The organism is Cryptosporangium sp. NPDC051539 (assembly GCF_044454545.1).
GTDB lineage: Bacteria > Actinomycetota > Actinomycetes > Mycobacteriales > Cryptosporangiaceae > Cryptosporangium.
In genome coordinates this window covers 216825-231770 of the sequence record NZ_JBITDV010000007.1, presented here as the reverse complement: position 1 = coordinate 231770, position 14946 = coordinate 216825, and the positions used below count along the sequence as shown (strand labels likewise).

The following is a 14946-nucleotide window of genomic DNA, read 5'->3' as shown; positions in this document are numbered from 1 at the left end:
CGTCGCGGACGTGAACGAGTTCCGCCCAGTCGACGTGGTCCAGGTGTGATGCGGTACGCGACGGCTCGACTCACCGGCGCGAGCGCCGGGCGCCTACACTCTGTCGACGTGACCTCCTTCGCCCGCGTGCGCACCCTCGCCGCACCGGAGAAGCGCGGCGACCCCGCCGTCGAGGTGAGCGGGCTGGTCAAGCGCTACGGCGAAAAGGTCGCGGTCGACGAGCTCAGCTTCTCGGTCCCGCGCGGCGTCGTCTTCGCGGTTCTCGGCCCGAACGGCGCCGGAAAGACCAGCACGATCGAGACCTGCGAGGGCTTCCGCCGTGCGGATGCCGGGACGGTCCGCGTCCTCGGGCTCGACCCGGTGCGCGACTCCTCCGCGCTGCGTCCCCGGGTGGGTGTGATGCTGCAGGCCGGGGGCGGCGCCTACCCGGGCGCCCGGGCCGCCGAGATGCTGCGCCTGGTCGCGTCCTACTGCCGCAATCCGATCGATCCCGACCTGCTGCTCGACCTGCTCGGCCTGACCTCGGTCGCCTGCACCACGGTCAAACGGCTCTCCGGTGGCCAGCAGCAGCGGCTGTCGCTCGCGATGGCCGTCGTCGGGCGTCCGGACCTGGTTTTTCTGGACGAGCCGACCGCGGGCCTCGACCCGCAGGCGCGCCACGCGGTCTGGCAGATCGTGGAGGCGCTCCGCGCCGACGGGGTCACGACCGTGCTCACGACGCACCACCTGGACGAGGCGGAACGCCTCGCCGACGAGGTCCTGATCATCGACGCCGGTCAGTCCGTCGCCCAGGGCACGCCGGCCGCGCTGACCCGCGGTGAGCAACCGACGCTGCGCTTCCGTACCGACACCGACCTCGACGCCGAGGCCCTGCTGACGCTCACCGCGACGCTGCCGGCCGGCTGCGTGGCCGGCAGCGCGGGCGACGGCGGGTACCAGGTCACCGGGCCGCCGGACGCGATCGGGCCGCACTTGCTGGCCGCGGTGACCGTCTGGTGCGCCGACCGGGGCGTGATGCCGAGTGATCTGCAGGTCGGCCGCCGGACGCTCGAAGACGTGTTCCTCGACCTGACCGGCCGGGAGCTGCGGTGACGCTCGCTCCGGGCCTGTTCGCGCCGGATCCCGGGCCCGCGTCCCGGCAGCGGATGCTGCTCGCGCAGACCGCGATCGAGCTGAAGCTGACGCTGCGCCACGGTGAGCAACTGCTGCTGAACCTGATCATCCCGGTGCTGCTGACGGTGGCGCTGGTCACCCAGCCGTTCCTGGAGCTGGACACCACCGACGGCCTGTCCAAGGTCGACTTCCTGGTGCCGGGCATCCTGGCACTGGCGGTGATGTCGGCGGCGTTCACCGGGCTGGCGATCGCGACCGGGTTCGAGCGGCGCTACGGCGTGCTCAAGCGCCTCGGGGCGACGCCGTTGCCGCGGTGGGGGCTGCTCGGCGGGAAGACGCTGGCGGTCGCGTGCCTGGAGGTCATCCAGATCGCGGTGATCAGCGGGGTCGGGGTGGCACTGGGCTGGCGCCCGCACGGCAATCCGCTGTCGGTGGCGGTGCTGGTCGTGCTCGGCACCGGGGCCTTCGCCGGGCTGGGACTGCTGATGGCCGGCACATTGCGCGCCGAGGCGACGCTGGCGGCGGCGAACGTCGTCTGGTTCCTGCTGCTGTTCACCGGCGGCATCATCTTCCCGCTGACGTCGCTGCCGTCGGGCGTGGCCGACGTCCTGGGGTTCCTCCCGAGCGCCGCGCTCGCCGACGGCCTGCGTGCCGTCCTGGGCGAAGGCGGCCCGTTCCCGCTCGGCGACGCGCTGACGCTGGCGGCCTGGGCCGTCGTGTCGCTGGCCGCCGCGGTCCGCTACTTCCGCTGGGAGTGACGTCCCGGTTCAAACGCGGAGCAAATGGACGAGCTCGCTGACCTCCTCAGCTGAGCAGCCGCCGCAGCAGCGCGTCCTCGCCCCGGAACGTCACCAGCTTCTGCTCCGGGGCGTCCGCGACCGTGAGCACCAGGTGCTCGAGCCGCACCTCGCCGAACGTCTCGTGCCGCAGCAGTTTCGACCCGGCCGCGAGCGGCGCGACGGCCGGTGACGCCCACCACCGGGCCGCGTCCGGGCTCGCCGCGCACAGCCGCTCGACCAGCGCGACGACGTCCGGCGCGGCCCGCCGGTGCGCGGACGCGGCTCGGAACCGGGCCAGCTGGGCGGCGGATTCCCGCTCCCACTCCACGTAGACGTGCCGGGCTCGCGGGTCGGTGAACATGAACCACAGCAAGTTCTGCCCCGGGCCGGTGAACAGTGCCCTGGCGGCCCGGTTCGCGGCCAGCACGTCCCAGTTACGGCCGGTCACGTACGTGGGGCACGGGTCGAGCCGCTCGACCAGGTCCACGACGCCGTCCGCCGCGTTCTCCGGCCCGGCCGGGCCCGGCGGTTCCGCGGACGCCAGCCGGTACAGCAGCGCGTGCTCGGCCGGCGGCAGTCGCAACGCCCGCGCCAGGGCGTCCAGAACGCCTGCGGACGGCCGGACTTCGCGTCCCTGCTCGAGCAGCGCGTAGTAGGGCGCGGAGACGTCGGCGAGCACCGCCACCTCTTCGCGGCGCAGGCCCCGGACCCGCCGCCGGGAACCGGGCGGCAACCCGACCTGGGCGGGCCGGAGCCGCTCGCGCCGTGAGCGCAGGAACGCCCCGAGCTCGGTCACGACCCCGATCCTACTAACGACGTGCGGTGGCTACCGCGGGCTCGCACGCGCAAGCTCGAGCCATGAGCTACCTGGCCCGCCCGGCCACCGCGTCCGGCGTCGGCGTCCTGATCGGATTCGAGATGTTCGGGATCACCGGCTACGTCCGGCGGGTCGCCGACCGGGTGGCCGCGCTGGGCCACCTGGCGATCGTCCCCGACTACTACCACGGGATCACGCTCCCGGCGACGGCCGAGGGCCGCGAGCAGGGCTTCGCGCTGCTGCGGACGATCGACCGGCCCGCGATCGAGGCCGGCACCGCCGGCGCGATCGAGGAACTTCGACGCCGGGGTGCCACCCGGATCGCCGGACTCGGCCTGTCGGTCGGCGGCCACTTCCTCTACTACGCCGCTACCCGGCTGGAGATCGAGACGCTGATCGCGGTGTATCCGGGCTGGCTGACCGGGGGCCCGTTCCCGTTCGCCGGACCGGAGCCGACGGTTTCGCTCCCGCTCCGGGCTTCCCGCACGGTGATCCTCACCGGCGCGGACGACCACCTGGTGGACGTCACGGCACTCCCGGAGAGCGCCGAGGTCGTCGTCTACCCCGGCACTCCGCACGGCTATCTCTGCGACGAACGGGACACCTACCGCCCCGAACCCGCGAAAGATACCTGGGCGCGTGTGGCGGGTGAGTTCGCGGGTATGTCCAGTGCCGTACATACGTGCGAAAGGAGCTAACCCGTGGCTGACTCCGAGGTCCAGCAGCAACGCAGCCTGGAGAAGGACCCCGCCGACTGGGTGACCGGCGACGAGCCGGCGACCGGCGCGCAGGATTCGTACCTGCACACGTTGGCCCGGCAGGCGGGCGAGGAGGTCCCGGACGACCTCACGAAGGCCGAGGCCTCCGAGAAGATCGACGAGCTCCGCGAGGAGCTCGACCGGTAGGTGCGGCTGTCCGCACCCCGGCGGAGCGGCCTGCCCGGCTGTGCGCGAGACCGGTCCCGGCGAGGCTGAAATGCATGAACTCAGTCGAACTCGATCAGGTCAGCAGGCGTTACGGCAGAATCACCGCGCTCGACGGTGTCTCGCTGAGCATCCCGGCCGGCTCGTTCGTAGCCGTCATGGGTGCCACCGGCTCCGGCAAGAGCACGCTGCTGCAGTGCGCCGCCGGCCTCGACCGGGCCACCTCCGGACACGTTCGGCTGGCCGGGCACGACATCACCCGCATGCGGGAACGACGGCTGACCCGGCTGCGCCGGGACCGGGTCGGCTTCGTGTTCCAGTCGTACAACCTGCTCACCGAGCTCACCGTCCGGCAGAACGTGCTGCTACCGGTTCGTCTCGGCGCGCCCCGCCGCCGTGGCGTCGACGATTCGCTGGACGCCGTCGGGCTGGGCGGTCTGGGCGGACGCAAGGTCGGTGAGCTGTCCGGGGGTCAGCGCCAGCGGGTCGCGCTGGCCCGTGCGCTGATCACCGCCCCCACCGTGGTCTTCGCCGACGAGCCGACCGGCGCGCTCGACCCGACCACCGGCGGCCAGGTCCTGGGCCTGCTCCGGCGGGCCTGCGACCACGACGGCGTCACGGTCGTGATGGTGACCCACGACCCGGTCGCCGCGGCCTGGAGCGACCGGCTGGTACTGCTCCGGGCCGGACGCGTCGTCGCCGACGACCCCACTCCGCAGGCCGACGCGATCGCCGCCCGGCTCCAGAATGTCTTCCAAGCCGCATGAAGGCCGGGCTGATCCGCCAGGCGCTGCGTGCGCACCCGTGGTCGTTCGCCGGGCCGTTCATCACCCAGTGCCTGGCCGCCGCACTGGTCTCCGGCGCCCTCGGAGCGCTGCGGTCGCTGCCGTCCGGTACCGACCTGCACGAGTTCGCGGGCGTCCTGGTCGGCCTCGCGGTGTACCTCGCGGCGATCCTCGTCGGCGTGACGATGAGCTCGACGATCGCCCGCCAGGCGCAGGACGTCGCCCTGGTTCGCGCGATCGGAGCGACGCCCGGCCAGGTCCGGCGGGCGGTCGCCGGGCAGGCCGCGGTGATCGCGGTACCGGCGACGCTGATCGGCGTCCCGCTGGGAGCGGTCGGCGGCCGGCTCTGGGTGGAGAGCCTGGCCACGCACGGCGCCGCACCGGCCGGCACGACGTTCCGGACGTTCGGGGCCGCGCTGCCGATCGCGCTGGCCATCGTGGTCGGCACCTCGGTCCTCGGCGCGCTGATCGCGGCGATCCGCCCGTCCCGGGTGCGGCCCGCGGTCGCGCTCACCGACACGGCGGCGCCCCGGCGCCGGATCGGGCCGATCCGCGCCGGGCTCGGCGTCCTGTTCGTCGGTGGGGGGATCACCGGGTCGGTGGCCGTCTCCCGGCTCGGCGCGGACGACGCCGAGCAGGCCGTGTTCTTCGTCCTGCTGGCGATGTGCGTCGGCGCCGGGCTGCTCGCGCCCGCGCTGCTACGGCTGACCGCACCGTTCGCCCGGCTGGCCGGCCGGACCGGCGTCCTGGCGGCGGACAACCTGGCCGCGCGGGCGAAGGCGTTCTCGGGCGCGTTCGTGCCGCTGGTGCTGGCCGCCGCGTTCGCGACGATCAAGATCGCCGTGCACACGACGGCCGAGCACGTGACCGGGCATCCGGAACCCGCCGCCGACGTCTGGCTGGACTACTCCGGCACCGCCGTCTACGTGGTGTTCGCGACGGTCGCGGCGCTCACCACGCTGATCACCGTGGTGCTGGGCCGACGGCGCGAACTCGCGCTGCTGCGGCTGGCCGGCGCCACCCGATCGAGCGCGCTCGGCGTCATCGTCTGCGAGGCTCTGGTCGTGACGGTCACCGGACTGCTGGTCGCGGCGGGCGCCGCGGCGGCGACGCTGCTCCCGATGCTGCCGACGGCGCCGTACCTGCCGCCGCCGGTGGTCGTGGCCGGTGTGCTCGGGGTCGCGCTCGTGGTGACCGCAGGCATGGCGATCCCGGCCCTCGGGGTGATGCGCCGCCCGGCGATCGCGTCGCTCGGGGACGGCCCGTGATCGTGCTCCGCGCGCCGATCGCAGCGCGGACCTGGCGCGAACTCGGGTACGCGTTCGCCGGGGTGTTCTTCGCGCTGCCGGTGTTCGTCGTCGCGGTCGCCGGTGCGGTCGGTGCGGTCTACTCGGTGGTCACGGTCGGCCTCCCGGTGCTGATCGGGGCCCTCTGGCTGTTGCGGCACACCGTGGCGTGGTTCCGGGTGCCGGCCCGCCTGCTCCTCGGCCTCGACTGGGCCGACCCACCGCCCCGGCGCCCGGCCCGCGGATTCTTCCTGGCCACGCTCACCGACGGCACCGCATGGCGGGCCTTGTTCTACGGCCTGCTGAAGTTCCCGCTGACGGTGGGCGCGGCCTATCTCGGTGGAGGTGGCGTCCTGGTCGGCGTCCTCGCGATGACGTTCCCGGCCTGGTGGTTCGTCGTCCCGCTCGACAGCACCTGGGCCGGTTCGTGGCTGCTCGCGCTGCAGGGCCTCGGGCTCGTGCTGGTGTTCCCGTGGGTGACGCGGATCCTGGTGGGCCTCGACCGGCTGCTGATCCGCGCGCTCCTGGCGCCCACCCCCGACCGGCTCCGGATCGCGATGCTGGAGGCGAACCAGGCCGCGCTGCGGGCCGACTCGGCCGCGCTGCTCCGGCGGGTCGAGCGCAACCTGCACGACGGCACGCAAGCCCGCCTGGTCACGCTCGGCGTCACGCTCTCCCGGATCGAGGCCCGCGTGGAGGACCCGACCGTCCTCGGTCTGGTCACCGACGCCCAGGATTCGGTCGTGGAGGCGCTCACCGAGCTGCGGGACATCGTCCGCGGCCTGCACCCGCCCGCGCTGGACGACGGCCTCCCGATGGCCATCGAGACGCTGGCCGGCCGCGGCGCGGTGCCCGTCGACGTCCACATCGATCTGGCCGGGCAACCGACCGACGTGATCGCGTCCGCCGTGTATTTCACGGTCGGAGAGCTGCTGACCAACGTGTCGCGACACGCGGGAGCCACCCGGGCCCGGGTCGACCTCCGGACCGCGGACGGGTTCGTCCGCCTGGTCGTCACCGACGACGGACGGGGCGGCGCACGCCTCGATCCGGCCGGAACCGGCCTGGCCGGCCTGCGGCGGCGCGCGGTCGCGCTCGACGGCACGTTCGCGATCGACAGCCCGGCCGGCGGCCCCACCACCGTCACCCTGACGCTCCCCCAGGAAGGCTGAGCCGTGCGCGTCGTCATCGCCGAAGACAACCCGCTGCTCCGGGACGGGATCCGGCTGCTGCTCAACGACCACGACATCGAGGTGACCGCCGCGGTCGACAACGCCGCCGACCTCCTCACCGCGGTGGCTTCGCACGCGCCGGACGCCGCCGTCGTCGACGTCCGGATGCCGCCGACGCACACCGACGAAGGCATCCGGGCCGCGGTCCGGATCCGCGCGCTGGGCGTCCCCGTGCTGGTGTTCTCGCAGTGGGTCGAGACGGGCTACGCCCGTCAGCTGCTCGCGGAGCATCCGACCGGTGTCGGCTACCTGTTGAAGGACCGGATCGTCCGGACCGGAGACTTTCTGGACGCCTTGCGGCGGGTCACCGAGGGCGGCACCGCGCTCGACCCGGAGGTGGTCCGCCAGCTGATCGCGGTCCGCCCGAAGGATCCGGGACTGGAGCGGCTCTCCGCCCGGGAGCACGAGATCCTCGGGCTGCTCGCCGAGGGACGCTCGAACATCGCGATCTCCGAGCAGCTGCACCTGGCCGCCCGGAGCGTGGAGAAGCACGTCACGGCGATCTTCACCAAGCTCGACCTGCCCCAGGCGCGCACCGACCACCGGCGGGTGCTGGCGGTGTTGCGCTACCTGGAAAACCGTTGACCGGGCCGGTTGACTGTTTCCGTGAACACGCGACCGCCGGAGAAGCCCTCGCTGGAGGGCCTGGACACGAAGTGGTCCGACGCCTGGGAGGCGTCCGGCCGGTACCGGTTCTCGGGCGCGGTCGTACGGGGTGACGTTTTCTCGATCGACACGCCGCCGCCCACGGTGAGCGGGTCGCTGCACGTCGGGCACGTCTTCAGCTACACCCACACCGACGTGATCGCGCGATTCCAGCGGATGCGCGGCAAGGCCGTGTTCTACCCGATGGGGTGGGACGACAACGGGCTGCCGACCGAGCGGCGGGTGCAGAACTACTACGGCGTGACCTGCGACCCGTCGGTGCCGTACGACCCGTCGTTCGAGCCGCCGTCCACGCCGCCGGAGCGCGGGGCACGGGCGGTGCGGGTCTCCCGGCGGAACTTCATCGAGCTGTGCGAGCGGCTGACGGGTGCGGACGAGAAGGCGTTCGAGCAGATGTGGCGGCGGCTGGGGCTTTCCGTCGACTGGTCGATGAGCTACACGACGGTGGGCCCGGCCGCGCAGCGGATCTCGCAGACCGCGTTCCTGCGGAACGTGCGGCGGGGCGAGGCGTACCAGTCCGAGGCGCCGACGATGTGGGACGTGACGTTCCAGACCGCGGTGGCGAACGCGGAGGTCGTCGACAAGGAGGTCAGCGGGGCGTTCCACACGCTGGCCTTCGGCGACGCGCTGATCGAGACGACCAGGCCCGAGCTGCTGCCCGCGTGTGTGGCGCTGGTGGCTCACCCGGACGATCCGCGGTACCGGTCGCTGGTGGGCACGACCGTGCGGACGCCGCTGTTCGACGTCGAGGTGCCGGTCATCGCGCATCCGGCGGCCGCGCCCGACAAAGGCACCGGCCTCGCGATGGTGTGCACGTTCGGCGACGTCACCGACGTGCTCTGGTGGCGGGAGGCGCACCTGCCGACCCGGCCGATCGTCGGACGCGACGGACGGATCCGGCCGCTGGAGTTCCCGACCCCGGCCGCGCAGAAGCTCATGGACGAACTCGTCGGGAAGACGCTGTTCTCGGCCAGGGAAATCGTCCTCGACCGGTTGCGGGAAGCCGGCGCCGTCCGCGGGGAGCCCCGCCCGACGACCCGGCCGGTGAAGTTCTACGAGAAGGGCGACCGGCCGCTGGAGATCGTCACCAGCAGGCAGTGGTTCATCCGCACCCAGGATCACCGGGAGAGCTTGCTGGCCCGCGGTGCGGAGCTGTCGTGGACGCCGGGGTACATGAAGTCCCGGTACGACGACTGGGTGCGCGGCCTGAACGCCGACTGGCTGATCAGCAGGCAGCGGTTCTTCGGCGTGCCGTTTCCGGTGTGGTACCCGGTGGGGCCGGACGGTTCGGCGCGGTACGCCGACCCGATCTTCGCGGACGAGGCGTCGCTGCCGGTGGACCCGGCGTCGTCCTGCCCGCCGGGCTACGACGAGTCGCAGCGCGGGGAGCCGGGCGGGTTCGTCGGCGACTCCGACGTGATGGACACCTGGGCGACGTCGTCGCTGACGCCCCAGCTGGTGTGCGGGTGGCTCACGGATCCCGGGCGGTTCGCGCTGACGTTTCCGATGGATCTGCGGCCGCAGGCGCACGACATCATCCGGACCTGGTTGTTCGACACCGTCGTGCGGTCGGAACTGGAACACGGCGTGCTCCCGTGGAAGGCCGCGGCCCTCTCCGGATGGATCCTCGATCCGGACCGCAAGAAGATGTCGAAGTCCCAGGGGAACGTGGTGACGCCGACGCACCTGCTCGACGAGTACGGCGCCGACGCGGTGCGGTACTGGGCGGCGGGCGGGCGGCCGGGCACCGACACCGCGTTCGACGTGGCCCAGATGAAGATCGGTCGCCGGCTGGCGACGAAGATCCTCAACGCCACCAGGTTCGTGCTCCTGGTGACCGAGCAACAGGTGACCGAGCAGCCGGTGACCGAGCAGCAGGTGATCGGGGAGCCGGGTGGCAGGGACCCCGAGGTCACCGAGCCGCTGGATCGGGCGCTGCTGGCGACGCTGGCCGGGGTGGTCTCGGAGTGCACGGCGGCGCTGGAGGCGCTGGACTACGCGACCGCGCTGAACCGGGCCGAGCGCTTCTTCTGGCTGTTCTGCGACGACTACCTGGAGCTGGTGAAGGCCCGGGCGTACGAGGGCTCGGAGTCCGCGAGGGTCACGCTGCGCCGGGGCCTGGACGTCGTCCTCCGCCTGCTGGCGCCGATGCTCCCGTACGTCACCGAAGAGACGTGGTCATGGAGCCATCAGGACTCGATCCACGCCGCCCCGTGGCCGGATGCCACCGACTGCGCCACCGACTGCGCCACTGCCGAAGACAGCGCCGCGGCGGTGATGGCCGCGGCCTCGCTGGCGGTCGCGGCGATCCGCAAGGCCAAGTCGGCAGCGCGGCTCTCGCCCCGGACCGAAGTCCAGCGCATCGAGATCGCGGCACCCGCGGCGACGCTCGACGCGATCCGCGCCGTGGCGGGAGACCTGCGCGACGCCGCGCACGCCACCGAACTCGCCGTGCTCGAGACGACCGGCGACCTCACCGTCACCCTGGCCCCCTGACCGGCCCCGACCCGGCCGCCGGGCCCACGGGTCCGGTCAGTGCTTGGGTTTGCGGGGGCGGCCGTACCACTTGAGCCACCAGTCGGCCACCGGCAGGTTGAAGATCGTGCCGAAGCCGTTCTTCGACGCGATCGACCCGAACGATCCGACGCTCGCGATGCTCCAGGCCGAACCGACGCTGGCGATCGAGCCGAGGCTGCCCACCGACGCGATGCTGCCCGCGGACCCGATCGACGCGATACTCCCGGCCGAGCCGATGCTCGCGATCGAGCCGGCGCTGCCGAACGAGAAGATGCTCCCGGCCGAGCCGATCGACGCCTTCGAGCCGACCGACGTCCGGGCGGTCAGCGACGTCTCCGCCGCGTTCTGATCGGGCTGGTCGGGCCGCTCGGGATCCCCTGAGCCGCCGACGAGATGGAGGTTGCGTTCTCCGGACACGGTTGTCAGTCTCCCACTCGTTCGGGCTCCGCGGGTGCCCCGATCAACAAAGCGTCGCTCCGTCGCTCTCGCCACCACGCCGCGCGGTACGGACCGTCAACGGACAGCAGGGCGTCATGCGTTCCGCGTTGTCTCACTCGGCCGTTCTCCAGCACCAGGATCTCGTCCACGTCCTCGCATCCGGCCAGCCGGTGCGTGATGATCACCGTCGCGCGGCCGGCCGTCCCGGCCAGTAGATCCGCGGTCAGGGCGTCCGCGGTCGGGGGGTCGAGCCCGGCACCGGGCTCGTCCCACACGACGACCGGGAAGTCCGCGAGCACCATCCGGGCCAGCGCGATCCGCTGCCGCTGACCGCCCGAGACCCGTGAGCCGCGCTCGCCGACCCGGGTGTCCAGCCCGGACGGCAGCGACCGCACCCAGTCGTCGAGCCGCGCCGCCCGCAACGCCGCCCAGAGTTCGGCCGGGGTCGCGGCCGGACGCGCGACCAGCAGGTTCTCCCGGATCGACGTGTCGAACAGATGCGCGTCCTGCGCACACCATCCGAGGTGACGACGCACCTCGTCGGGGTCGAGGTCGGCGACCGGGATCCCGCCCACGGTGAACGATCCCGCCGAGACGTCGAGGAACCGCACCAACACCCCGGCCAACGTGCTCTTCCCCGCCCCCGAAGCCCCCACGACCGCCACCCGCTGCCCGGCGGTCAGCCGGAGGTCCACCCCGGCCAACGCCGCGGTCTCCGAAACCGCGGCGGGCCACCGGGCCGAAACCCCCCGGAGCTCCACCGGGAACACCTCCCCCACCTCGGACGTGAACGCCGGGACGACCGCGGGCGGCGCGGAATCCAGCACCTCCGCCAGGCGAGCCTCCGACGTCCGCACCCGAGCCGCCGCCAGCGACGCCCCCGGAAGGGCCGCCACCGCCTCGAACGCCGCGAGCGGCAGCAGCACCACCACCGCCGTCAGCACCGGGTCCAACCGCCCACCGGAAACCGCCGCCGCCCCCGCCGCCAGCGCCGCGAGAACCGCCCCGCCGGTCGCCAGCGCCGTCAGCCCCGCGCCGAGCCCGGCCGCCGCCGCCGACCGCGCCCGGGACTGCGCCAGCCGCCGGTCCACCCCCTCCACGGACGCCAGCCGCTCCGCCGCCGACCCGTACGCGATGAACTCCGGCGCACCCCGCACGAGCTCGACCACCGAACTCGTCAGCAACGCCCGGTCGGCCACCGTCGCCTGCTCGGCCCGCGAGGCCGACCGCAGCGAGACCCACGGCACCAGGACGCCGCCCACCAGCAGGGCCACCGCCAGCGCCACGCCGGCCACCGGCAGCAGTGCGAAGGATCCCGCCACCGCCAGCAGCCCGACCACGCCCCCCGCCCATCGGGGTAGAAGAACCCGCAGGTACCGGTCCTGCACCTGATCCACGTCGTCGACGAACCGCGCCAGCAGATCCCCGTGCCGGAACGCCGGTAGCCCGGCCGGCCCGAGCGCCTCCAGCCGCGCGTACACCCGGGATCGCAACGCGGCCAGGATCCGGAACGTCGCATCGTGCCCGACCAGCCGCTCCGCGTACCGCAGCACCCCGCGTCCGAGACCGAACGCCCGCACCGCGGTCACCGCGACCGCCAGCGTCAGCACCGGCGGCTGCCCCGATGCCCGGCTGATCAGCCACCCCGACGTCGCCAGCAGCGCCACCCCGCACCCGAGCGCGCCCGCGCCCAGCGCGCCCGCCGCGACCAACCTACGCAACCCGGACACCACCCATCCGCACGACGTGGTCGGCCAGCGCCAGCAGGGCCGGCCGGTGCGCCACGATCACCGCGGTCCGGCCGTGGACCAGCCGCCGCAGAGCCGCGACCACCCGCTCCTCGGCCTCGCCGTCGAGGTTCGCGCTCGGCTCGTCGAGCAGCACGATCGGCGCGTCGCGAAGGAACGCCCGCGCCAGCCCGACCCGCTGCCGCTCCCCCGCCGACAGCCCGGCCCCGTCCTCCCCCAGCCGGGTCTCCAGCCCGTCCGGACGCGCGGCCAGCACGTCGTCCAGGTCCGCGTCCGACGCGGCTCCGGCGACGTCGTCGTCGGAGGCCGACGGGCGGCCCAGCCGGATGTTCGCCGCGATCGTCCCGGCGATCAACGTCGGCCGCTGCGGTACCCAGGCGACGTGCGCACGCCACACCGCCGGGTCGAGGCCGGCCAGGTCCGTGTCGCCGATCCGCACGCGTCCGGCCTCCGGACGCACGAACCCGAGAAGCACGGCCAGCACCGTCGATTTCCCGGTTCCGCTCGGTCCGACCAGCGCCGTGACGGTTCCCGGGCGGACGAGGAGCGAGGCGCCGTCGAGGGCAGGGCCGTCCCGATCCGGGTACCGCACGGTGACGTCGTCCAACGCCAGCGCGCCGGACGGTACCGAGGTCCGCGTCCCGGCGGCGGGCACCGGCGTCTCCAGTACCGCGAACACCGAGTTCGCCGCCTCCAGACCCTCGGTGCTGGCGTGGAACTGCGCGCCGACCTGCCGTAACGGCAGGTACACCTCGGGCGCGAGTATCAGTACGAGCAGCCCGGTCCGCAGGGTCAGCGAACCGTCGACCAGCCGCAGCCCGACCGAGACCGCGACCAGCGCGACCGACAGCGTCGCCAGCAGCTCGAGCGCGAGCGACGACAGGAACGCCGCCCTGAGCACGCCCATCGTCGAGCGCCGGTAGTCGTCGGTGATCCGCCGGACGGTTCTCACCTGCGCCTTCGCCCGCCCGAAGACCATCAGCGTGGGCAGTCCGGCGACAACGTCCAGGAAATGCCCGGAGAGTCGGGAGAGCGCGTCCCACTGCCGTTTCGTCCGGCCCTGGGTGTACCAGCCGATCAGCGCCATGAAGATCGGGATCAGCGGAACCGTCACCGCGAGCACCACTGCCGTCAGCCAGTCCGCCGCCAGCAGCCGGGCCCCGACCAGCACGGGCACCACCACGGCCAGCACCAACTGCGGTAGATACCGGGCGAAGTACCCCGTCAGTGCGTCGACCCCCCGCCCCGCCAACGTCGCCAGCTCCGCCGAGCCCTCGCGCGGCCCGAGCGCGATCGCGTGGGCGAGCAGCGCCCGGCGCAGGGTGGAGACGACCGACGCGCCGGTCCGGTGCGCGGCCGCGTCCTGGGCCCACGCGACCGCGGCGCGACCGGCCGTCACCGCGGCCAGCCCGGCCAGCGCGGTTCCGACCCCGTCACCGTCCCCGGTGACGATCCCCGCGATGGCTGAGGCCAGCAGCGTCGCCTGGGCTACCAGCAATCCGGCGGACGCCGCCCCGAGCACCACGCTCGCGACGAGGAACCAGCGCGTCGCCCGCGCGTACCGCAGCAATCGCGGATCCAGGGGCTTCATCGCGGGCCGGCCGACGTGGAGGCACGCGGAGCCAGTGCGGCACCGGCCGGCGGCGGGATGTCCCGCACCCCGATCCGCTTCCGGAACACCCAGTAGGTGAAGCTCTGGTAGAGCAGTACCAGCGGCGTGAACGCCAGCGCCGCCCACGACATGATCTTCAACGTGTACGGCGTCGCCGCCGCGTTCGTCGTCGTCAGGCTGTTCGCGTCGGCCAGAGTGGACGGCACCACGGCCGGGAACACCAGCGCGAACAGCGTGACCGCCGCGAGCACGATCGCCGCCCCGGTCCCCAGGAACGCCCAGCCCTCACGCCCGCGGGCGTTCACCGCCCCGACGGCTCCCAGCGCGGCCAGAGCACCGGCCGCGGTCACCCAGGTGCCCGGCTTCCCGGCCCCGAGTTGCGCGAACAGCAGCGCGACGGCCGCCACGACCAGCGTCACGAGCAGCACCCGCCCGGCCAGCGCGCGGGCCCGCTCCCGGATCTCCCCGTGCGTCTTCAGCGCGACGAACGCGGCCCCGTGCAGCACGAACAGCGTCAGCGACGTCAGGCCGCCGAGCAGCCCGGCCACCGTGAACAGGTCCGGCAGCGACCCCGCGAACTCCCCGTCGGCGTCGATGGGCAGGCCGCCCAGCAGGTTCCCGAACACGAACCCCCACAGGAAAGCGGGCACCACCGAGCCGAACACGATGCACCGGTCCCAGCGGCGCTGCCAGCCCGGATCCGTCCGCTTGCCCCGGTACTCGAACGCGAGCGCCCGCACGATCAGCGCGACCAGGAGCAGCAGCATCGGCAGGTAGAACGCGCTGAGCAGGGTCGCGTACCACTCCGGGAACGCGGCGAACGTCGCACCGACGGCCGCGACCACCCAGACCTCGTTGCCGTCCCAGACCGGTCCGATCGTGTTGATCAGCACCCGCCGCTCGGTGTCGTCGCGGCCCAGTACGGGCAACAGCGCGCCGACGCCGAAGTCGAAGCCTTCCAGGAAGAAGTACCCGGTCCACAGGAACGCCAGGACGACGAACCAGACGGTGGTGAGCTCCATTTCGTCCC

12 protein-coding genes and 1 pseudogene are annotated in these 14946 nt (G+C 73.2%); 10 read left to right on the top strand and 3 right to left on the bottom strand.

The features are described 5' to 3' along the window. The first annotated feature begins 108 nt into the window (after positions 1-108). Both ACIBZJ_RS23050 and ACIBZJ_RS23045 read left to right on the top strand, forming a co-directional pair. A complete protein-coding gene (locus ACIBZJ_RS23050; protein WP_395932744.1) occupies positions 109-1092 on the top strand; it encodes an ABC transporter ATP-binding protein in 984 nt (327 codons plus the stop codon). Positions 1093-1145: 53 nt separating this feature from the next. Further along, complete coding sequence (locus tag ACIBZJ_RS23045; RefSeq protein ID WP_395933237.1) at positions 1146-1871, top strand: ABC transporter permease; 726 nt, start codon at positions 1146-1148, stop codon at positions 1869-1871. 46 nt (positions 1872-1917) lie between these two features. Here ACIBZJ_RS23045 and ACIBZJ_RS23040 read toward each other — a convergent pair whose 3' ends face one another. Next, positions 1918-2688, bottom strand: coding sequence for a helix-turn-helix transcriptional regulator (locus tag ACIBZJ_RS23040; protein ID WP_395932742.1), 771 nt, complete (start codon positions 2686-2688; stop codon positions 1918-1920). A 62-nt stretch (positions 2689-2750) separates the two neighbouring features. Here ACIBZJ_RS23040 and ACIBZJ_RS23035 point away from each other — a divergent pair, with 62 nt between their 5' ends. The 8 genes from ACIBZJ_RS23035 to ACIBZJ_RS23000 all read left to right on the top strand — a co-directional run bounded on the left by ACIBZJ_RS23035 (position 2751) and on the right by ACIBZJ_RS23000 (position 10467). Next, a complete protein-coding gene (locus ACIBZJ_RS23035; protein ID WP_395932740.1) occupies positions 2751-3407 on the top strand; it encodes a dienelactone hydrolase family protein in 657 nt (218 codons plus the stop codon). Between the two features lie 3 nt (positions 3408-3410). Beyond that, positions 3411-3614 carry a DUF3072 domain-containing protein gene (locus tag ACIBZJ_RS23030; protein ID WP_395932738.1) on the top strand — a complete coding sequence of 68 codons (204 nt, stop codon included), beginning with the start codon at positions 3411-3413 and terminating at the stop codon, positions 3612-3614. Between the two features lie 74 nt (positions 3615-3688). Next, entirely contained in the window at positions 3689-4399 is a 711-nt protein-coding gene (locus ACIBZJ_RS23025) for an ABC transporter ATP-binding protein (RefSeq protein ID WP_395932736.1), read from the top strand. Continuing rightward, a complete protein-coding gene (locus ACIBZJ_RS23020) occupies positions 4396-5685 on the top strand; it encodes an FtsX-like permease family protein (RefSeq protein ID WP_395932734.1) in 1290 nt (429 codons plus the stop codon). Before ACIBZJ_RS23025 ends, ACIBZJ_RS23020 begins: the two co-directional genes overlap by 4 nt. Beyond that, positions 5682-6875, top strand: a complete 1194-nt coding sequence (locus ACIBZJ_RS23015) for a sensor histidine kinase (RefSeq protein WP_395932732.1) — start codon at positions 5682-5684, stop codon at positions 6873-6875. Before ACIBZJ_RS23020 ends, ACIBZJ_RS23015 begins: the two co-directional genes overlap by 4 nt. Before the next feature lie 3 nt (positions 6876-6878). Then, complete coding sequence (locus tag ACIBZJ_RS23010; protein WP_395932730.1) at positions 6879-7520, top strand: response regulator transcription factor; 642 nt, start codon at positions 6879-6881, stop codon at positions 7518-7520. 21 nt (positions 7521-7541) lie between these two features. Further along, on the top strand, positions 7542-10097 hold the full coding sequence (valS, locus tag ACIBZJ_RS23005; protein WP_395932728.1) for a valine--tRNA ligase: 2556 nt from the start codon (positions 7542-7544) through the stop codon (positions 10095-10097). 106 nt (positions 10098-10203) lie between these two features. Continuing rightward, positions 10204-10467: a hypothetical protein gene (locus ACIBZJ_RS23000; RefSeq protein ID WP_395932726.1), complete on the top strand. Its 264-nt coding sequence runs from the start codon at positions 10204-10206 to the stop codon at positions 10465-10467. A 73-nt stretch (positions 10468-10540) separates the two neighbouring features. Here ACIBZJ_RS23000 and cydD read toward each other — a convergent pair. Together cydD and cydB are read right to left on the bottom strand one after the other, a co-directional pair. Beyond that, a pseudogene (gene cydD, locus ACIBZJ_RS22995) lies at positions 10541-13895 on the bottom strand (thiol reductant ABC exporter subunit CydD). Continuing rightward, positions 13892-14938, bottom strand: coding sequence for a cytochrome d ubiquinol oxidase subunit II (gene cydB, locus ACIBZJ_RS22990; protein ID WP_395932724.1), 1047 nt, complete (start codon positions 14936-14938; stop codon positions 13892-13894). Before cydB ends, cydD begins: the two are co-directional and overlap by 4 nt. Positions 14939-14946 lie beyond the last annotated feature (8 nt).

Coding starts and splice junctions, on each gene's coding strand:
- ACIBZJ_RS23045 (WP_395933237.1), top strand. CDS start 1,146: ATGCTGCTCGCGCAGACCGCGATCGAGCTGAAGCTGACGCTGCGCCAC.
- ACIBZJ_RS23035 (WP_395932740.1), top strand. CDS start 2,751: ATGAGCTACCTGGCCCGCCCGGCCACCGCGTCCGGCGTCGGCGTCCTG.
- ACIBZJ_RS23025 (WP_395932736.1), top strand. CDS start 3,689: ATGAACTCAGTCGAACTCGATCAGGTCAGCAGGCGTTACGGCAGAATC.
- ACIBZJ_RS23020 (WP_395932734.1), top strand. CDS start 4,396: ATGAAGGCCGGGCTGATCCGCCAGGCGCTGCGTGCGCACCCGTGGTCG.
- cydB (WP_395932724.1), bottom strand. CDS start 14,938: ATGGAGCTCACCACCGTCTGGTTCGTCGTCCTGGCGTTCCTGTGGACC.